18 protein-coding genes are annotated in these 19252 nt (G+C 41.8%); 6 read left to right on the top strand and 12 right to left on the bottom strand.

Annotated features, from left to right (window positions below; translation table 11 throughout):
• Positions 1-5 precede the first annotated feature (5 nt).
• From EUBREC_RS03015 to EUBREC_RS03005, 3 genes are read right to left on the bottom strand one after another with little or no spacing between them, the layout of a single operon-like run.
• Positions 6-347: a hypothetical protein gene (locus EUBREC_RS03015; RefSeq protein WP_012741579.1), complete on the bottom strand. Its 342-nt coding sequence runs from the start codon at positions 345-347 to the stop codon at positions 6-8.
• Between the two features lie 41 nt (positions 348-388).
• Entirely contained in the window at positions 389-1222 is an 834-nt protein-coding gene (locus EUBREC_RS03010; RefSeq protein ID WP_015515688.1) for a DMT family transporter, read from the bottom strand.
• A gap of 24 nt (positions 1223-1246) precedes the next feature.
• Complete coding sequence (locus tag EUBREC_RS03005) at positions 1247-1792, bottom strand: SH3 domain-containing protein (protein ID WP_012741577.1); 546 nt, start codon at positions 1790-1792, stop codon at positions 1247-1249.
• 156 nt (positions 1793-1948) lie between these two features.
• Here EUBREC_RS03005 and EUBREC_RS03000 point away from each other — a divergent pair, with 156 nt between their 5' ends.
• The gene (locus tag EUBREC_RS03000) at positions 1949-2593 is read left to right on the top strand and encodes a type 2 periplasmic-binding domain-containing protein (RefSeq protein WP_041253869.1); all 645 of its coding nucleotides are present in this window, start codon (positions 1949-1951) and stop codon (positions 2591-2593) included.
• Between the two features lie 28 nt (positions 2594-2621).
• On the opposite strand, the gene EUBREC_RS02995 is transcribed toward EUBREC_RS03000, so the two are convergent.
• From EUBREC_RS02995 to EUBREC_RS02985, 3 genes are all read right to left on the bottom strand, one after another.
• The gene (locus tag EUBREC_RS02995; RefSeq protein ID WP_012741575.1) at positions 2622-4427 is read right to left on the bottom strand and encodes a serine hydrolase domain-containing protein; all 1806 of its coding nucleotides are present in this window, start codon (positions 4425-4427) and stop codon (positions 2622-2624) included.
• A 686-nt stretch (positions 4428-5113) separates the two neighbouring features.
• Positions 5114-5809 carry an L-ribulose-5-phosphate 4-epimerase gene (locus EUBREC_RS02990; protein WP_012741574.1) on the bottom strand — a complete coding sequence of 232 codons (696 nt, stop codon included), beginning with the start codon at positions 5807-5809 and terminating at the stop codon, positions 5114-5116.
• A gap of 33 nt (positions 5810-5842) precedes the next feature.
• Positions 5843-7441: a xylulokinase gene (locus tag EUBREC_RS02985; RefSeq protein WP_012741573.1), complete on the bottom strand. Its 1599-nt coding sequence runs from the start codon at positions 7439-7441 to the stop codon at positions 5843-5845.
• Positions 7442-7729: 288 nt separating this feature from the next.
• Between EUBREC_RS02985 and EUBREC_RS02980 the strand changes: the two genes are divergently transcribed.
• Positions 7730-9514, top strand: coding sequence for a Na/Pi cotransporter family protein (locus tag EUBREC_RS02980; RefSeq protein ID WP_012741572.1), 1785 nt, complete (start codon positions 7730-7732; stop codon positions 9512-9514).
• Positions 9515-9569: 55 nt separating this feature from the next.
• Here EUBREC_RS02980 and EUBREC_RS02975 read toward each other — a convergent pair whose 3' ends face one another.
• Genes EUBREC_RS02975 through EUBREC_RS02965 form a run of 3 tightly spaced genes read right to left on the bottom strand, consistent with a single transcriptional unit; the run spans position 9570 to position 11976 of the window.
• Positions 9570-11129, bottom strand: a complete 1560-nt coding sequence (locus tag EUBREC_RS02975; RefSeq protein WP_012741571.1) for an ABC1 kinase family protein — start codon at positions 11127-11129, stop codon at positions 9570-9572.
• A 1-nt stretch (position 11130) separates the two neighbouring features.
• A complete protein-coding gene (locus tag EUBREC_RS02970; protein ID WP_012741570.1) occupies positions 11131-11583 on the bottom strand; it encodes a phasin family protein in 453 nt (150 codons plus the stop codon).
• 24 nt (positions 11584-11607) lie between these two features.
• On the bottom strand, positions 11608-11976 hold the full coding sequence (locus EUBREC_RS02965) for a diacylglycerol kinase family protein (protein WP_012741569.1): 369 nt from the start codon (positions 11974-11976) through the stop codon (positions 11608-11610).
• Positions 11977-12266: 290 nt separating this feature from the next.
• Between EUBREC_RS02965 and EUBREC_RS02960 the strand changes: the two genes are divergently transcribed.
• From EUBREC_RS02960 to EUBREC_RS02950, 3 genes are read left to right on the top strand one after another with little or no spacing between them, the layout of a single operon-like run.
• Positions 12267-13655 (top strand): MATE family efflux transporter, encoded by a 1389-nt coding sequence (locus EUBREC_RS02960; RefSeq protein ID WP_012741568.1) that lies wholly within the window; start codon positions 12267-12269, stop codon positions 13653-13655.
• A 60-nt stretch (positions 13656-13715) separates the two neighbouring features.
• Positions 13716-14927 (top strand): flagellin lysine-N-methylase, encoded by a 1212-nt coding sequence (gene fliB, locus EUBREC_RS02955; RefSeq protein ID WP_012741567.1) that lies wholly within the window; start codon positions 13716-13718, stop codon positions 14925-14927.
• A gap of 20 nt (positions 14928-14947) precedes the next feature.
• Positions 14948-15868, top strand: a complete 921-nt coding sequence (locus EUBREC_RS02950) for an aldo/keto reductase (protein WP_012741566.1) — start codon at positions 14948-14950, stop codon at positions 15866-15868.
• 12 nt (positions 15869-15880) lie between these two features.
• Here EUBREC_RS02950 and EUBREC_RS02945 read toward each other — a convergent pair whose 3' ends face one another.
• The 3 genes from EUBREC_RS02945 to EUBREC_RS02935 all read right to left on the bottom strand — a co-directional run bounded on the left by EUBREC_RS02945 (position 15881) and on the right by EUBREC_RS02935 (position 18464).
• A complete protein-coding gene (locus EUBREC_RS02945) occupies positions 15881-16717 on the bottom strand; it encodes a M15 family metallopeptidase (RefSeq protein WP_012741565.1) in 837 nt (278 codons plus the stop codon).
• A gap of 156 nt (positions 16718-16873) precedes the next feature.
• Entirely contained in the window at positions 16874-17362 is a 489-nt protein-coding gene (cptIN, locus tag EUBREC_RS02940) for a type III toxin-antitoxin system CptIN family toxin (RefSeq protein ID WP_012741564.1), read from the bottom strand.
• A gap of 172 nt (positions 17363-17534) precedes the next feature.
• Positions 17535-18464: an RNA ligase family protein gene (locus EUBREC_RS02935; RefSeq protein ID WP_012741563.1), complete on the bottom strand. Its 930-nt coding sequence runs from the start codon at positions 18462-18464 to the stop codon at positions 17535-17537.
• Positions 18465-18631: 167 nt separating this feature from the next.
• Between EUBREC_RS02935 and EUBREC_RS02930 the strand changes: the two genes are divergently transcribed.
• Entirely contained in the window at positions 18632-18967 is a 336-nt protein-coding gene (locus tag EUBREC_RS02930; protein WP_012741562.1) for a helix-turn-helix domain-containing protein, read from the top strand.
• Positions 18968-19252 lie beyond the last annotated feature (285 nt).

Raw genomic sequence — 19252 nt, 5'->3', positions numbered from 1 at the left:
TATATCTACCAGAATCTTTGGTACCTTCTGTATCTGCATCTGCGTCTGCAGAGTTCACAGTTAAAAAGTATGCCCGCTATTGTACAGATAAAGCACCTGCTGCTTTGCTCTGAGATAAATCTGCCGGCAATCCTGTCTGCCTCATCGAAAAGACGCTGTCTGTCAGGCACCTCATCATAGATAAAGCTGCCCTCATACTCCAGCTCATCCATTCGCTGCTCTACTGCAGACTGTATCATCGCCGTATCATGCGGATACATATCCTTTATCATCCCCAGGTCCTTTGCAAATGCATCCTCATTTTTATAGTAATCCATAAACGGAAATGTTTTATAAAAAGGTAACATCAAAAAACCTCTTTTTAATCATTATATGCTATATTCAGCTATTAGTTGCATGCTATAACAAACAATGCTGCAATAAAAATGCATGCGCCCAGGAATTTCTTTCCCGATACCTTCTCCTTCAGTATCACGCTGGAGCATATCATCATCACAATAATCGTCAAATTAAAAATATACCCTGCATAGCTGCCGGACATTGAAACTGCCCTGCCATAAAAATCATATGCTAACGGGTATGCAATGCCTGCAAGAATCAGGCATATACCATCAACAAATGACATGGATCTGATTTTCTTCATGCCTCCTGTTGCAATAGTAAATATAATAAGCACCAGCGTTCCTATAAACACACACCAGAACGCAATAAAGCCCTTATCCAGCTGTATCTCGCCAAGTGACACCAGAATATGTGCTGCCGATGCACAAACTGCAGCAAGAAGCGCAAACAAAATACCTGTTCCATCCAGATTTAAAATAACCGTTCCAACAATCATGAGTGCAATCGCTATATAATCAAAAGTGTCAGGGGTGTTATGAAACAGAAAAAATCCCGCTGCAAGCGTGATTATATAGCTGCATTTAACTATAGCTGTAACCTGAAATGTGTAGCCCTCATGTATGGATTTAAAAAAACAGATGCCAAAAAGCCCTGTTGCAAGCCCTGCCAGAAGTATAAATATAACGCTCCTTTGGCCGAGTGCAGTCAGGCTGCTTCCCATTATATTATCTTTCCTGTAAAAAAATATAGACGCACATAAAACAATCCCGGCAATGCTTCCCGCCAGCGCCGGGTCTGTCTTTTTAGTTCCAACCTTGGCCAAAATAGGCACACATGCTGCAATAAAGGTTGCAGCACATGCCCATATAATTCCTGTCATATACATTACCTCACCATGTATCTATTACTGTGACTGTGCAGCACTATCTGCAGCTCCTGTTGTACTGCCATCTGCTGTACCCTGACTGGCAGCCCCGCTATCTGCCGCACCTGATGTGCCGCTGTCTGTAGTGCTGTCAGCCATATCTGACTTGACGTAGTCAGAGCTGACATAGCCTGTCTGTCCCTGGAAGATAACCTGTGTCCAGCCATTGTCCTCTGATACAAACTCAAGCTTCACATCCTGTCCTATAACAGTAATTATATTTGCGTTTTTATCAGGCTTCTCTCTCATGTTTACACTGCTTGTAGTGGTGACATAAGTTTTTTCGGTCCCCTCTGTAGTCTGCTGTGGCAGATATATGGCGCCTATCTCTGTACCACTATCGCCGGCACTGTCAGTTTCACTTTCGCTAACTGCATTCTGTTGTACCTTGTCCTGTTCCTTTTTTTTGCCGCCCTTTGAGGTAATGGTAATCACTATTGTAGCAATCAGGGCAATAAGAAAAAGACATATTGCTGCAAAAATCAGTCTGGCGATTATAACATCTTTTCTGTGGCTCGCTTTCATATTATTCTCCTTTTGTATTATCTGTGTTTTGGCTCATTATAGCATAATAATCTAAAAAGAAAAAGGCAGTTAATAGAATGTTTATTGGTAAATTTCTATAAATTACCTTATAATATTTTTAAATTGCAGCACATCATATCAGAGGGAGATAAAATCATGGAACAAAAGACACCTTTTAAGGAGCTGACATTCAGTCAGAAAATACAATATATATGGGACTATTACAAAATACCGATATTTCTTGTCATTATCGGAATCATAGCAGTCACAGCCTTTATTCATGGTCGGCTTGCGCAGAAAAATACTATTTTGAGCGTATTATGCGTAAATGCAGAAAACAGCACCACAGAGGACAGCGGCGCCGATATTTTCAATGACTTTCTCACAGATAACGGCTATGATTTGTCAAAGGATGAAATTGCCTTAAACAAAAATATCTGTGTCGATGTAGACAAAAGCGGCCTAGACTATCAGAACATGGCAGTCCTCACAGCATACTTTGCTTCTAGCGAATACGATATATGCTTTATGGATGATAAGACATTTGATTATTACGCCAAAAATGTCTGCTTTGAAGATATAAGCAAATATCTGGATAAAGCCGTCCTTGAAAAATATAAGGACAGGCTTGCATATGTGACAATAGATGGTAAGGAATATCCTTGTGGTATCAGGCTTTCAGCAGATGACAATAAATTTGTCAAAGCCTCCGGCTTATACTCTTCATGTACTGTCGGAGTGTGCTGTGACTCCTCCCACGATGCTATGGTCAAAAAATTATGCGGCTACATATTACAGTAGCCGCATTTCTATTTCTTCTGCTTTTATCTTATGAATTTCTCCTGTTTTTAAGCTTCAGGATTCCACCTATTGCAAGAAGTACTACACTCAGGCATGAAACAATAAACAAATCAGGAACATAATCCTTTATTACCCAGTATGGTATGCCTCCGACAATAGGCGCAATAACTATGCCCACCGGCAAAAACAGATGCAGGAAAATATTTGCTATCAGGTTTCCGCTATTGTCTGTTCTCCATTTGTGCGACTTGATAATCTCCATCAGCGCAACCAATATAAATGCTGCAAAAACAAGGTCATAGAACAGGTGCGCATCGACATAATCCTTTGGGTCAAGCTCGTCTGTTGCATATCCCATAAGCGTCATCACAACCTTTGAGGTTACCTTGTTCATCAGATTGTTTGTGACCATATAGTCATTGGTATTTGCAAGAAATACAACACCTACACCGCTCTCCGGAAGCAGATACATGTCTGCAATATAGTTCTCAGTGAGACCTGTGTGATTGTACACTGTCTCGACATATTTATCCGAACGTACCCAGCCCATACCATAGCCTGTCTCACCTGACTCATCCATAGGAACTGTTACCCGAAACATTGTGCTAAGGCTCTTGTCAGAGAGTATTCCATAGCCGCCACGCAGATACATCTGCAGATATTTTCCCATATCATTTGCGCTGGATGCAATATAGCCCGCCGGTACAGTGGACCACGAATCGCTGAGCGGATACTTCACATCGCTTTCCACCGAAAAACCGAAATAATTGTTGTGACCTGTAATCAGACCATCCTTCTTCGCTTTTGCATAGGATGCACTGCTGTGAGTCATGCCAAGTGGTGTAAAAAATGTCTCTGTCAGATAATCGCTGTAGCTAACACCTGATACTTTTTCCACTATAAGCCCAAGTATGTCATAATTGACATTCGCATAGGTATATTCTCCATTTTTGCCAACAATCTTTGCATTTCCCACATGCTGGTACACGCCAAGTCCGCTGGTGTGATTGAGCAGCTGTCTTATTGTAATCCTTGTCGCATCCTTTGGATTTTTGAATACCTCAGCTGCATCCAGATAAGGATTTACCGGGCTGTCAATATTCAGATGTCCTTCCTCATACAGCTTCATGATGCATGCCGCAGTAAATGACTTGCTGAGTGAACCGGTGATAAACGGTGTGTCAAGGCTCTTGCAATCCCCATATGTACCTGAGAAAAGCACGCCCTCTGCATCTACCACCTCAACAGCCATGCCCGGAATCCTGTAATTGTCACAGGCTGCCTTTAAGGTATCCTCTATCTCTGTATATTTCGGCGAATAATTGTTGTTGTCAAGCCTTGGAATCATATCTATCACAAGACCCACTATAATAGCAACCACTATTCCCATCAGAGCTCTCTGTGGTATCAGCCCGATATAATGTGCATAATTGGTATATGTCTTTTTCGCCATATCCTCGGTGCCCTTTATCCACACCTTCGGTGTATGTGCATACCAGCCACAGTATACTACCAGTTCAAGAAACAATAGGACTGCCATCCATATCAAAAGCGCAAACACAAAGCCCGTTGAAAAACTTTTTGCCCCTGCTATTGATGTCAGTATGACAAGCGCTATCGTCCAGAATATAAGTGTCGGAAGCTTCTTTACAAACTTCTCCCAGTCTGTCATGATACGGATATTCCGATTTCTGTAGCCGCGCATATGCATGACCTTTTTCTGCAGCTTCTCGGGCATATTGCTTATCTTATATGCCGGATCCCGCTTTATCCGTATTACTCTGTATATGCCAAATATTAAGCAGCAGACTATTATCTCAACTGCCAGTACCATTCTATCAACCACCTTATGTCTTATTTACAGTCATTTGAGACTGTACTTTACATAAAAATTTAGCACATTTTTTGTGCTATGTAAACACAAAATAATATTAATACTACGGGCCGTAAGCCCCACAAAGCAGTGACGCACACGGACTCCCATTCGAGCTACGCTTTGCTGTTAAGTGGCTGTACGAATTATGCTTTTTACGTTTTCTATGCTCGACGAAACCGTCGAAACTCGCCCTCCATGGCTCGATTTCTCCTTGCCCTGCCCTCCATGGCCGGGCATTTCTGTGTTTCTATGCATAATTCTACAGCCACTAAACAGCTCCGCTATGCGCTCTCACGGGAGTCCGTGTGCGCCACCGCTTCGCGGGGCTTATGGCCCTTAGGTTGTGGATTTATTTACTTCTTAATGGGCATAAGTGCCGGTTTACGGGGTGCACATGCTCTTGTGAGAGCGCATAGCGGAGTCACTTAGATACTGTAGAATTATGCTTCACACGCAAAAATGCCCCGCCATGGACGGCGGGGCAAGGCGTTATGCGCCACGGATGGCGCATAAAAGCCGGTTTTGTCAAGCATAGAAAACATAAAAAGCATAATTCGTACAGTATCTTAGTGATGCAGCGTAGCGAACACGAGAGCATGTGCACCCCGGAAACCGGCACTTAGGCCACATATAACAGTTACAAATCAGTTCTGGCCATAGTATGCGTTAGCACCATGCTTACGGTAGAAATGCTTCTCCTTTATGTTGTCCGGGGCTGGCTTCACGTCAGGATTTACTGACTCTGTGAGTCTGGCCATCTTTGCCACTTCCTCAAGGACAACGGCGTTGTGCACAGCCTCAGCCGCATCCTTTCCCCAGGCAAACGGTCCGTGATTCTGACAGAGCACAGCCGGTGTGTATACAGGATTGATTTTTCTGTTCTCAAATGTCTCTATGATGACAAGGCCTGTGTTTTTCTCATAGGCTTCGTTGATTTCCTCTGTGGTGAGATTTCTCGCACATGGAATTGAGCCCAGGAAATAGTCTGCGTGAGTGGTGCCGTAGAGCGGAATATCCCTGCCGGCCTGTGCCCAGGCAACCGCCTCAGGTGAGTGCGTATGTACAATTCCTCCAATATCCGGATACTTTTTGTAGAGCTCTAAGTGTGTTGCTGTGTCTGACGAAGGCTTGTATTTTCCCTCTATCTTATTTCCTTCAAGATCCATGACTACCATATCATCAGGGGTGAGCACATCATAATCCACTCCACTTGGCTTGATGACAAAATAGCCTGTTTCCCTGTCAATTCCACTGACATTGCCCCATGTATATGTGATAAGCCCTCTTCTTGGGAGCTCCATGTTTGCTTCGTAAACCTGTTTCTTTAATTCTTCAAGCATTTTTTGTTCCTCTCTTATTATTTTTTACTGCTATTACAGCGGGAGCGCCTTTACCATGGCACGCTCTGCCTCAATTGCCGCCTTATATGTATTTATGTACTCATCAAAGCCCTTTACATCATCAGGGTCCGGCTGCATTACTATGCCCTTTTCGCCATTAAATACCCTGTCTGAAAGATATTTTTCCAAAGGCTCTCCATCTGCTTTATTCACCATATAAGCTGCGAGCACTGCCATGCCCCACGGGCCGCCCTCTCCGGCAGTCTCCATTACCGCAACCGGTGCATCCATGGCTGCTGCAAGTATGCTCTGGCCCACACCCTTTGTCTTGAACAGACCACCATGACCGTAAAGTGTGTCTACCTTTACTTTTTCCTCTTTAAATAGAATATCACAGCCGATTTTTAGTGTTGCAAGACTTGCATAGAGATGTGTGCGCATAAAGTTTGCAAGATTCATCCTTGCATCCGGCTTTCTGGCAAACATAGGTCTGCCCTCATTGAGTCCGATGACAGGCTCTCCCGAGAAAAGGTTAAAGGCCACAAGGCCGCCACAGTCCTTATCGGCTGTAAGTGCATTGTTGTAGAGCTTTCCATATATGTCATTCATATCTATATCCATGCCAAACAGCTCTGAAAATTCCTTGAATAATCCCACCCATGCATTTAAGTCTGACGTACAGTTGTTGCAGTGCACCATAGCTACCGCATCTCCCGATGGTGTGGTGACCATATCAAGCTCCTCATGAACTGCCTTAAGTGCCTTTTCAAGCACCACCATAGCAAATACAGATGTGCCCGCTGATACATTTCCGGTACGCACTGCAACAGAATTGGTTGCGACCATTCCCGTGCCTGCGTCTCCCTCAGGCGGTGCAAGCAATATACCGCTCTCCAGATTGCCGCTTACATCAAGCCTTTTAGCTCCTTCCTCTGTCAGCGTACCTGCCTTTTCTCCAGCCGTAAGCACCTTTGGCAGAATGTCTCTTATATCCCACGGATATTCTTTTACCTTATCTAATGCTGCAAATTTATCAAGCATTGCCGCATCATAATCCCTGGTCTTCGAATCGATAGGAAACATGCCTGATGCCTCACCTACACCCATGACCTTTTCACCTGTGAGCTGCCAGTGAATATAGCCTGCCAATGTTGTGAAATATGATATCTTTGATACATGCTCTTCTTTATTTAATATAGCCTGATACAGATGCGCTATGCTCCACCTCTGCGGAATATTAAAGCCAAGCACCTCCGTAAGCTCTGCTGCAGCCTCACCTGTGATGGTATTTCTCCATGTCCGAAATGGCACAAGCAGATTATCCTCCTCGTCAAAAGGCAGATAGCCGTGCATCATGCCGGAAATACCGATTGCCGCAAGCTTTTTTATGGTAACACCATACTTTTCCTTTGCATCCTGCGCCATTTTGCTGTAGCAGTCTGAAATGCCCTCCCAAATCATATCCAGGCTGTATGTCCAGATGCCGTCCACAAGCATGTTTTCCCAATCATGGGCACCTGTGGCTATAGGAGCATGATCCTCCCCGATAAGCACCGCCTTTATTCTGGTAGAACCGAACTCTATTCCGAGCACAGCCCTGCCGCTTTCAATAACACTTTTTACGTCTGACATAATATACCTCCACCTTGTAATGTAAATTTCTGAATAATTACCTTAAATTATTATACTGTAATTGTACAACGTTTTCCTTCAAAAGTAAACACAAGAAAACATAAATATACATAAATTTTAAAACGTTTTCAAAAGTGTTCAAAAGTGAATATCACTTTTTTTATTAAAATTTCAGATTATATTGATAGAATGTAAAAATTATGTTATGTTATATGTGTTTTGTGTAAACTAAATATGTATAACTGGAGCAAATAGTAAAACAAATTATTTTTACAAACGGAGGTAAACATGAACATTTACTCTATATTGCAGTTATGCGGTGGACTTGCCTTTTTCCTTTTCGGAATGCATGTTATGTCAGGCAGTCTTGAGAAGCTCGCAGGAGGCAATCTCCAAAAGATACTTAAGGAGGTAACCTCAAACCCTATCAAGAGCTTATTTTTTGGAGCAATAGTCACTATTGCAATCCAATCCTCATCCGCACTTACTGTTATGCTTGTCGGACTCGTAAACTCCGGCATCATGGAGCTTGCCCAGACTGTTGGTGTCATCATGGGTTCCAACATCGGAACCACTCTCACCGCATGGATTCTTAGTCTTTCAGGTATCGAAAGTGACAATCTGTTCATCTCGATGTTAAAGCCTGAGAACTTCTCCCCTGTCATCGCGCTTATCGGTGTGATTATGATTATGGGAAGCAAGAAGGAAAAGCGCAAGGACGTTGGAATCATCATGGCAGGTTTTGCCGTACTTATGTATGGTATGCAGCTCATGAGCGGCGCTGTATCACCACTCGCAGATATGCCTGAATTTACCGGACTGCTCACCACCTTTAACAATCCATTCCTCGGAGTGCTTGTAGGTGCTGTATTTACCGGAGTCATCCAGTCATCTGCCGCATCAGTTGGTGTGCTGCAGGCTTTAGCCATGACAGGCGCTATCTCATATAGCATGGCTATCCCGATCATCATGGGTCAGAACATCGGTACATGCGTGACTGCACTGCTTTCGTCAATCGGCGTAAACAAAAACGCCAAGAGAGTATCCATCATCCACATCAGCTTCAATCTGTTCGGTACAGCAATAGGACTTGTAGTATACTGTATCGCACGTTATGCTGTTGATCTGGCATTATTTAATGACAGCATCTCTCCTGTAATGATTGCGGTATTCCACTCAATCTTCAATATTGCTACCACTATTATCCTTCTGCCATTTAGCAATACTCTTGTAAAGATTGCTAAGAAGCTTGTCACAACTGACAACGCAGACGGACAGGTTGTACTCGACGAGAGACTTTTACTCTCACCTGGACTTGCTGTCAAAGAATGTCTTGAGAAGACAAACGAGATGGCTGAGCTTGCAAGAGACAGCTTCAAGAATGCTTTAGATCTCTTTGACAATTACTCAGATTCAAAGTTTGATGATATTGAAGTCATGGAGGAGCGCCTTGATTACTTAGAGGATCAGCTTGACACCTTCCTCATTCACTTATCCGGAAAGGATGTTTCTGAGGGCGGCAACAACGAGATTTCAAAGATGCTTCATGCAATCAATGACTTCGAGAGAATCGGAGATCATGCGATAAATATGGCAAAGCTTGCCAAGCAGATTGATGACAACAAGCTTGAATTTTCAAAGAACGCAAGAAAAGAGCTCACGGTGCTCAACAATGCTCTGCGCGAGATTCTCACTCTCACTGTAGAGGCATTTAGCAAAAACGATTTGACAGAGGCAGTCAAGGTTGAGCCGCTTGAGCAGGTTATTGACGATCTCACCAAGGAGATTAGAAATTATCATATCGAGCGTCTTCAGAAGGGCAAATGTGACAGCAGACTCGGCGTATTCCTCACAGATTACATCACAAACTGTGAGAGAGCTTCGGATCACTGCTCAAACATTGCTGTATGCCTGATTCAGACACACAACTCATCATTCGAGACACATGATTATCTCAATGAGCTTAAGGCCGGACAGGAGCCTGCATTTGTAGGTCAGTTCACCATGTATCAGGACAAATATCATCTTGATGAGGATTCTAAAAAAGCAAAGAGTAAAAAATCATCGAAATAATATAACGTAATTAAAAAGCAGGATTTCTGATTAATTTCAGAATCCTGCTTTTTTATCATCGTCTGGATATGAAATGCTTCACAATCGTATAAAGCACTATGATGCATGCAAACACATATCCCATAACACCAAGCGCCGGTATGCCAAGTATCTTAGGTGTCATATCTGTGGTACACACTATGCTTGAGCTGATTAGAAGTGCCATAACCCATAAGCCCATGACGATATTTCTCACCAGCCTGTGTAAAAGCCTCGCAAGCTCATCAGAAGCATGCATGTCAAAATTTATGCTTGTCTGCCCTCTTTGATATTCCTCGAGTATCTGCGCCAGCCTATCCGGCAGTTCTGCCATGCGGTGAGCTGATTTGTAGGCTGTCTTCCCGGCTTTTTTAAGCTCGCCCTTCAAATCAAAATTCTTAAGCATCTCCTGTTTAATCCTTGCAGAAGCAATCCCAACCATGTTGATGCCAGGTGCAATATCCGCAAGCACGCCCTCTATCTGAGTGATGCCCCTCGCAAGCATTGTAAAACCATGCGGCATAACAATGCGGTTGTTCTTCATTACCTCCAAAAGCTCCTGAATAAACTCTGCGACATCGACCTGTCCCATATCCAGACTGCCGTATTTATTCATGATTATTTTGATATCCTTGTACAGCTTTGCCCTGTCAGGCTCACCCTTAAAGTCACCAATTGCAAGCACCGCATCCTCTATCATGCCGATATCGTTCATGGCGATGCCGTAAACAGCATTGCTCAGTTCCTTTTTGTCATGCTCAGAAAGCCTTCCCATCATGCCCATATCAATCCAGACAATTTTGCCATCCCTTATCTTTACATTGCCCGGATGCGGGTCCGCATGGAAGAAGCCATCCTCTATCACCTGCCTGATATAGTTGTCAATCAGCTTGCTGCCTATCTCCTCAAGATCATAGCCATCCTTTAAAAGCCCCTCCTTATCATCGATATTAAAGCCCTTTATATACTCCATGACAAGCACATGTGATGTGGTATACTTGCGGTAAAGCTTTGGTGTGGCTACAAATGCAACATCCCTGTTATTGCCGGCAAACTCCTCAATATTGGATGCCTCAAGCAGAAAATTCATCTCCTCCTGTGCCACAGCCCACATTTCATCAAGCACCATGTCAAAATCCACAATGCCCTTTATAGAGATGGGTGGCACAAGCTTAACCGCCTTGTGAAGCAGCGCCATATCCTTTGACATCACCTCGTGAATGCCCTTCCTTTGCACCTTCACAACCACCTGCTCACCGGTTTTAAGTGTGGCCCTGTGCACCTGCGCTATAGAAGCTGCCCCAAGAGGCTTTTTATCTATTGAAGCAAAAACATCCTTCCATGAATAGCCAAATGAAGCATCTATGACAGCCTCCACCTGCTCAAACGGCATCGGCTCCACATCTGAGCATAGCTTCATAAGCTCCTCACAATATTCCTTTGGCAGAATATCCGAGTGAAGCGACATTATCTGTCCAAGCTTAATATAGGTAGGTCCCAGCTCCTGCAATATAAGTCTGAATTTTTCGGGTGTAAGTCCATGCGTGAGCTTGTACTTCTTCAGTACCGCTGTCATCTCCTTCAGGCGGCCATCCATACTAGTTCACGCTTTCCTCTTTATCGTCCTCAGCTTCTATTTTTATATCCACTGTCTGTGATTCTCCACCGGAAGCACTTTTTCCATCGGCTGAAGTATCTGTTACAATGTCCTCATCCTCGAAAACGCTTTCATCAGCTTCTTGATCCACGTCAGCCTCATCCATCTGTGCAAGCTTGCTCTTTAAAGCCTGTATCTGTTCAGGTGTCATCTTGTCCAAAAGCTCCTCGAGCTCCTCCGGTGACTGTGGCTTAACAGATACATTTACATTTTTCTTTACTGTGTCCTTGATATTGTGCTTAAGCTCCTGATTGAGCACCTTGCCCTGCTCGACAGTCAGCTCACCTCTCTTGACCATCTCATCAAGCACTTCCTTTGATTTCTCAGCGGTCACTGCCACTGTTCCTATTCCTGCAAGTATAATCTTCTTTAATCCGTCTGTAAGTCTTTCCATGGTAAAATCCTCCGTTTCCTGTTATTATAGTGAAACAATCCTTGGCACAAAAATGATAAGTCCAACTATCGCAGCCATTATTGCTGCAACAAGCACTGCTCCTGCTGCCGTATCCTTAGCTGTCTTGGCAAGCGGCTTTCGCTCTGTCGTTACCAAATCTACAACTGACTCAATCGCAGTGTTGACCAGCTCCAGGGCTATCACCAATCCAAACAGCGTCAGGCAGATGCACCACTCAGTCGGTGTTATCCCAAGTACCGCTCCTGCTATCACTACAAGTATCGCGACAGTGCAGTGTATCTTGATATTGCGCTCATTTCTGATGCATGTAAATATGCCCTCGAAGGCATATCCGAAGCTTTTGTACAGAGGTGGTTTCTTTGCTTTTTTCATGTTGATACCTCTCGTGATTTAATTTTGGAATTAGTTTTGATACCTTTTACTATGGTACTATTGTATAACTTTTTGGTTCAAAATAAAAGAGGATTGTGCAATATTGTTCAAAAAATAGAAGTTACTGACATTTTAAATAATTTTATTACTAACACTTTGCCAGCACTTTAAATATTCCTTATTGACATTACGAATTTATCGTACTAACCTAAACACGTAAAATATATAATGATATGAGGGTCCAAAGGTATTTTGACCCTTTAATCATATAGCAATAAAGGTAATCAGATATGACAAATTTACATTCAGATAAAATAAAAACAGCAAACCTGCATACTACAACCAATCATATTTATACAAATACTCAGCTTCGAAAGCTTTTGGTTCCGATAATAATAGAACAGCTATTGGCCTCTCTTATGGGAACTGTGGATACAATGATGGTCAGCAATGTAGGTTCTGCCGCTATCTCAGCGGTCTCGCTTGTAGACTCAATCAATATCCTTGTCATACAGGCACTTTCAGCGCTTGCCGCCGGTGGTGCGATTCTCTGTTCACAGTATCTGGGAAGTCACAATACAAAAGGTGCCCGCCATGCTGCAAGACAGGTATTTTTTGTCATGGCATTTCTATCTATACTTTTATCTGCTTTTTGTCTGATAACAAGAAAGTCGCTGCTTCGTGCCATATTTGGCGCTGTTGAAGCTGATGTAATGAGGAACTCACAGGTTTATTTCTTTTTTACATTGCTGTCATTTCCTTTTATAGGTCTCTATGATGCCGGCGCATCCATTATGCGCGCACAGAATAACAGTCGCAATCCTATGGTCATATCTGTTATTTCAAACTTTATGAATATCGGCGGCAACGCTATTCTGATTTTCGGCTTCGGCATGGGTGTTGAGGGAGCTGCTATTTCCACTCTCGTATCCCGAATATTCTGCGCGATTGTCGTTATCATACAGCTTCGAAGGGAAAATGAACCGATTTTCATAAAGAACTATATGTCTATACGCCCTGAATGGGGCCTGATTAAAAAAATCCTGCTCATCGGTATCCCATCAGGAATCGAAAACAGCATGTTCCAGTTTGGAAAGCTGGCTATCCAGTCTACTGTATCCACTCTTGGAACCGTGGCCATCGCTGCCCAGGCCATGACCAATATCCTCGAAAACTTAAATGGTATTGCCGCTATCGGAATAGGAATAGGTCTTATGACTGTTGTAGGACAGTGTCTGGGTGCCGGCAGAAAGGATGAAGCCATCTACTATATCAAAAAACTGTCACTGGTGTCTGAGGTTGTAATCATTGCCAGCTGTCTGATTATTTTCATACTCACAAAGCCCATTACAATGCTCGCCGGAATGGAACCTGCCAGTGCACGGCTCTGCTTTGAGATGATTATCTTTATCACAATTGTCAAGCCAATCTGCTGGGTACCATCCTTCATCCCGCCATATGGACTGCGTGCCGCAGGCGATGTGAAATTCTCCATGATTGTATCCTGCTGCACAATGTGGCTTTGCCGTGTAAGCCTGTGCATATACCTCTGCCGTGTATGGGGCTTTGGTCCGATTGCAGTGTGGATTGGCATGGGTTGTGACTGGATGCTTCGTTCTATTATATTTACTGCCAGATTCCACTCAAGAAAATGGCTGAATCATCATGTGATTGATTGATAATAACAAGCTATACTATGCTCTATTCACAAATCTGTATAATATAAGTAAAGGAAAAACATGAAAAACTATCAACCGGACTATTACAACAATTTCAAATGTATTGCTGACAAATGCAGTATCACATGCTGTCAGGAGTGGAAAATTGCAGTAGATGACGCTACAAACCGCAAATGGAAGAAGCTTTCTCCTCCGGATACTTTATCTACAGCCCCTTTTTCTGCTGATAAAGTGTCTGGAATAAGTGACAATCTAAGCTCTTACACATGCCATAAGGATGGCAGTCTGGTTATTAAACTAGACGAAAAACATCGGTGTCCGTTTCTTTCAAAGGATAAGCTATGTCATCTTGTAATGACATACTCAGATGAAGTGCTTTCAGAGACATGTGCACTGTTTCCCAGAGAAATCCACCTGTTTTCAACACATGAAGAACGAACACTCATGCCGTGCTGTCCGGCAGTTATCGACCTGTGGTGCGAAAAACCTGTCACATTTCCTGTAATATCCGAGACCCGGAATAATTTATCTACGGCATTTTTAATCCGTGATAATCTGATTAAACTGATATCTGACCAAGGGCTTTCAGTGGAGCAGGCTTTGCTTGACGGGCTTTACATTTTATTGGAATTATATAAAAACCAGCCAATCACCAATGCACATATACAGGAATATTTTTCCGACCAGACGCTTAATGAACTGAATACCGCCATGGAAGATATCCATATCCCGGACGAAGATACATTTATCGAATGCAATGAGCTGCTTCAGGATTTATCAGTAAATTATCGTAAAGAGGGTTTATATACAGCCTTTCTTCAGCCTGTACTGACCGAGGCTTGTAAATACTCCAATATTTATTCACAGTCAGACAATAATTCCATGAGCCGCACCTTGCAAACATCACGGAAACAATTTTGCTCAATGCTCACAGATTATGACATTGTTTTTCGCAATTATCTGGCAAACGAGCTGTTTTCCGACCTGATATCGCCTGAAGCAGCATCCACTAAAAAGATTATTGAACACATGATTATCAAAATGCAGTGGATTATGATTGAATACACTGCTATACGTCAAAGTCTTTTCTTGTGGTACAGTCACAATGCCAATAGTCCGTTGACATATGAAACCATCAGAGAGCATATTGTCATCATCTCACGCATGACAGGATATGATGACGATGACATACGCGAATATCTGGAAAACAGCTTTGCAAAGCTCATATGGGATTGGGGCTACGCCGCACTCATTATGGGAATTAGAAAATAATTACAAAGGAGATTTTTACTATGAGAGAAACAATTTTAGGCAATCACATACGAAAGGTTCCTTCAGTTGCAGTTGGATGCATGCGCTTTTCTGAAAAATCAAAGGATGAGATGAATCATTTTATTCATGCAGCTCTGGAACAGGGCGCATATTTCTTTGATCACGCGGATATCTACGGTGGCGGTATGAGCGAGAGCGTATTCGGCGAAGCAATTGCAGACGATCCATCTATAAAGCGTGAAGATATTTACCTGCAGTCAAAATGTGGCATCCGCCAAGGCTTCTATGATCTCTCAAAGGAGCATATTCTGAAATCTGTCGATGGTATTTTAAAAAGGCTTCATACAGATTATCTCGATTTTCTGCTGCTTCATCGTCCGGATGCACTCGTAGAACCGGAAGAGGTTGCCGCTGCATTTGATGTTCTTTTTGAAAGCGGAAAGGTTCGCCATTTTGGTGTTTCAAATCATAAGCCGATGCAGATTGAACTGCTACAGAAATATGTCCGCCAACCACTCGTTGTCAATCAGGTTCAGTTCAGCATTCCTGTTTCCAATCTCGTTGCAAATGGTATGGAAGTCAATATGGAAACACCCGGTTCAATTGATCACGACGGAAGTCTGCTCGACTACTGCCGCCTCCACAACATTACTCTTCAGGCATGGTCTCCGTTTCAGATGCCGGCATGGAAAGGCTGTTTTCTCGGAAGCGACGAATACCCGGAACTGAATAAAAAACTTCATGTGATAGCCGAAAAATATAATGTCAGCGATACTACTATTGCGGCCGCATGGATTTTACGCCATCCGGCAAATATGCAGATTGTTACCGGAACTTCAAGTGAAAGCCGCCTGAAGGAAATTATCGCGGCATGCGATATTACTCTGACTCGCGAGGAATGGTATGAGCTGTACCTGGCTGCAGGTCACCTGCTTCCGTAGAAATTATCAGCATTATTTTTCAAAATGCTGATAATCCTTGGAATGCGTCCAATCGCCTCCCCACTCAAAACCATGCTCCGTAAACAGCTTATAGCATAAATCATCATGGTCAATCTTGTGCGAAAAATCCTTGCTCCGGTCAACATAATCTGCGCCATTTGCAGGCTCAATCGAAAGCTCCCCATCAACTGTTTTGACATAAGGATTGTAAAGAGTGTTGATATCCACCGCCATTCCCATTCCATGCTTCGATATCTTTGTAGTGTGGGAGATAAATCTGAAATTGAAGGCCGATGAATTATTGTCGCTCATAGATGCCTCATCATCTGCATCATATTCATCAACGAGTCTGACTTTTTCTATTTGATATCCGGACTCATAGAGCTCCTTAAATATTTCAAGTACATCATCTGCGATATCTTTATTGACAACCAGCTCACCTTCATGCACCTGATTGTCAAAGCCTACGTGTAGTACATGTATATATCGCAGATTTTCTCTGGGGAGTGTACAATCTGCCTTGTAGGATTTGCCCTGCATTTTTTCAAAAATGTCATCCGGAATTTCGGATATATAAAATTGCTCTTTATTATTTTCATAAGTCTGTTTCAGGATCTCTGTTTCAGATGTACTCGTGTCAGATGTATTCATATCAGCTACACACGTATCAGATATACTTGTGTCAGATATACTTGTGTCAGGTATATCTTCACATGTATTTTCTGATACATTCGTAGACGATTTATCATTAGACTCTTTCTTATGATTTTTAATGAATTCTCTGCCCGCAAGTGTGACGATAAGCAGCGATGCCACGGCTGTGATTATTATGTTTATGTGTCTTTTCATATTGGTTTTATGCCTTTCATATTGTTCGAAGCATTTCTAATCTCTATTGTAATAATGATATTTTTTATTTACAATATGCATTGTTAACAAACGTTATTAAACCATTTTGGGGATTATAGGTGGAAACAGTGAAAATACCCCCGGATTATTATAAAATTACAAATGTGTTGCTGGTAAATCCTGTTGCAGCCTCTCATATATTTTCTGTATATCTGGTTGGGTTGGAGTAAATTTTATTCCTCTTTTCAGCATTCCCAAAACTTTTCTTGCTTTTTGTTCAATTTCTTTTGCAGCATGTTCACTGGTTAAACGAAGATGATTACCTGCTATAGTGTATTCCCGTTCTATATATTTTTCTGAAATTGGAAACATATCCTGTATCAAAAAAGCGCTTTCATGACTATCATCAAGTTTCACAATGTGAATTATATCACAGGTTCTTCCTTTACCGGTTCTTTTACTTACTATTTTCTTATACTTATCAATCCGACTTGAAAGAGGAATCATCCAATATATTCCATTATAATTGCTATCTTCAAAACAATAGTAGTGTGGTCTATTTTGTTTTTTATTTCCTTTCAAATATGGATCCGACATATCCGAAAAAAAGCTATCTTTGATAATATAAAAACCATTCCTTATCATTTGTTAATCTCCACAAAAAAAGTCTCTTGCACTACTGCAAAAGACTTTTTCAACCCGACCATTTATATACCACATATCGGTCAGTGGTAAACTTTCAACCCGACCATTTATATACCACATATCGGTCAGTGGTAAACTTTCATTTATATCCTAACAATTCCAGCCAAAAAAGTCAACCAATCTTCAATTTATCTTTAATAATTTCCATTGTCACCTTACTGCAAAGTCTGCCTCCAAACTCACCGGCTTTCTTTAAAATCTCCAATTCCTCCTTCACGCAATCCTCATACACAGCCTTCGGTAGATTTTGTGCAACATGCTTCATATGTTTCAATTCAAATTTCTCCGGCAAAATTCCATCATCAACAAGCTTATGATAGCACTTCATAACCCTTGCATCTGTTACAATCATGCGTATATACTCTTCTGCCTCTGCTTTTTCGTTCAATTTATTCGGATCTTCAAGTTTCTTTTTATGATTCTTCTTCTGCGTTTCCTTGAACTCCGGATTTACATATTTTAATATATGCGGACCTCTCTCCTGCTCCAGTGCAGTCTGATTCTTTATGACGATTCCCTCTTGCTGTGTGCCATATGCCGGGGCATTGGCAAAGCTGAGACAATGGCTCCAACTAATAAATGGTCCATAGTATAATTCATGCGGATAACAAAAATCATTTTTTTCTGCAAATTTTTTGACAAAATCCTGTGACAGCCATCTGCCCGAAACTGTATCATACACACTAAATAAATACCATTTGTTATAATTGGAATCATCATAAATGACCGTATGGCTCACAAGCCACTCTCCAAAAAATATATAATTCGGATATTTAATAAACGGCTCCTTATCCAGACTCTCAACATAAGTCAAAAAACCTCTCAACTGGTTGCTGAAATCAAGTTCATTTTTACTGCTAAAACATCTCAGTCTATCCAGCTTTTTATCATAATATATACTTGAATTGGCACCATCTATTTTCTCAGTGATACTGATTATATCTCCCTGTATAAATGCATCCGTGTTTTTTTCAAGTGTCAACGTATCATCAACGACCACGTCTTGTGTCCTTAGTCTTTGAATCTCAATATAATGTTCCATTTTATTCCCCTCTATTCATCCATATGTGTAACCATTGGTTATTGAAATAATATCATATCCAATGGTTATTGTCAACGTAAACATTGAAAAAAACAAAATTATAATTTATAATCTTTTATGATTACATTCAAGCACTTGAATATCGATTTTTAAGAAGGAGCTTACCTATGAAATTTCAACCTGAAAGATTAATCCAACTCAGAAATACTCTAAATATAAATAAAGCAGAGGCCGCACGTCGCCTTAATATCTCGCCAATGGTATATGGCCGCTATGAAAATGGACAACGTGAACCCTCTTATCCTACAGTCGGTTTCATTGCGCAGACATTTAATTGCAACGTAGATTTTCTTTACGGAACATCTGATAAGACAGATCCTGATTACATTATTGTTTCTTCATCCAATGACCCTGAGCTTTATTCACTCATCAAAATGATCAAGCAGGACAGCAATGTAGAAGGCAGAATACTTACATATGCACGCAAACTGCTAGAAAAATAAAATACCATGCCAATCAAAAAGAGCGGTGTATATAAACTACATCGCTCTTTTTATCTGATAAATCATAATTTTTTCATCTCAGACATAAAATAATCTGTTGAATTACTTGCTGAATTTCACCAACTGCCACATTGCTTACCGTTTCAAAATCAATCTCTTCCCACACTCCTGTTAGCCATACCATGTTACGGAAAATACTAATATAGCTCACAAATATTCTTTCAGACTAAATTCTTTCTGCTCCCCCATTTTCTCACTCACGAGCTCAAATAAATTATCACTTGT

The sequence above is a fragment of the Agathobacter rectalis ATCC 33656 genome (assembly GCF_000020605.1).
Taxonomy (GTDB): Bacteria; Bacillota; Clostridia; order Lachnospirales; family Lachnospiraceae; genus Roseburia; species Roseburia rectalis.
Note: the sequence above shows the minus strand (reverse complement) of the source record. Positions and strands in the feature narration are given on the sequence as shown.

Bases quoted from the DNA above. Each gene is read 5' to 3' on its own strand.
- EUBREC_RS03010 (WP_015515688.1), bottom strand. From the start codon at position 1,222: ATGACAGGAATTATATGGGCATGTGCTGCAACCTTTATTGCAGCATGT.
- EUBREC_RS02990 (WP_012741574.1), bottom strand. From the start codon at position 5,809: ATGCTTGAAGAATTAAAGAAACAGGTTTACGAAGCAAACATGGAGCTC.
- EUBREC_RS02975 (WP_012741571.1), bottom strand. From the start codon at position 11,129: ATGGATGGCCGCCTGAAGGAGATGACAGCGGTACTGAAGAAGTACAAG.
- EUBREC_RS02985 (WP_012741573.1), bottom strand. From the start codon at position 7,441: ATGTCAGACGTAAAAAGTGTTATTGAAAGCGGCAGGGCTGTGCTCGGA.
- cptIN (WP_012741564.1), bottom strand. From the start codon at position 17,362: ATGATAAGGAATGGTTTTTATATTATCAAAGATAGCTTTTTTTCGGAT.
- EUBREC_RS03000 (WP_041253869.1), top strand. From the start codon at position 1,949: ATGGAACAAAAGACACCTTTTAAGGAGCTGACATTCAGTCAGAAAATA.
- EUBREC_RS02950 (WP_012741566.1), top strand. From the start codon at position 14,948: ATGAGAGAAACAATTTTAGGCAATCACATACGAAAGGTTCCTTCAGTT.
- EUBREC_RS02970 (WP_012741570.1), bottom strand. From the start codon at position 11,583: ATGGAAAGACTTACAGACGGATTAAAGAAGATTATACTTGCAGGAATA.
- EUBREC_RS02930 (WP_012741562.1), top strand. From the start codon at position 18,632: ATGAAATTTCAACCTGAAAGATTAATCCAACTCAGAAATACTCTAAAT.
- EUBREC_RS02995 (WP_012741575.1), bottom strand. From the start codon at position 4,427: ATGGTACTGGCAGTTGAGATAATAGTCTGCTGCTTAATATTTGGCATA.
- EUBREC_RS03005 (WP_012741577.1), bottom strand. From the start codon at position 1,792: ATGAAAGCGAGCCACAGAAAAGATGTTATAATCGCCAGACTGATTTTT.
- EUBREC_RS02935 (WP_012741563.1), bottom strand. From the start codon at position 18,464: ATGGAACATTATATTGAGATTCAAAGACTAAGGACACAAGACGTGGTC.
- EUBREC_RS02945 (WP_012741565.1), bottom strand. From the start codon at position 16,717: ATGAAAAGACACATAAACATAATAATCACAGCCGTGGCATCGCTGCTT.
- EUBREC_RS02980 (WP_012741572.1), top strand. From the start codon at position 7,730: ATGAACATTTACTCTATATTGCAGTTATGCGGTGGACTTGCCTTTTTC.
- EUBREC_RS02965 (WP_012741569.1), bottom strand. From the start codon at position 11,976: ATGAAAAAAGCAAAGAAACCACCTCTGTACAAAAGCTTCGGATATGCC.
- fliB (WP_012741567.1), top strand. From the start codon at position 13,716: ATGAAAAACTATCAACCGGACTATTACAACAATTTCAAATGTATTGCT.
- EUBREC_RS03015 (WP_012741579.1), bottom strand. From the start codon at position 347: ATGTTACCTTTTTATAAAACATTTCCGTTTATGGATTACTATAAAAAT.
- EUBREC_RS02960 (WP_012741568.1), top strand. From the start codon at position 12,267: ATGACAAATTTACATTCAGATAAAATAAAAACAGCAAACCTGCATACT.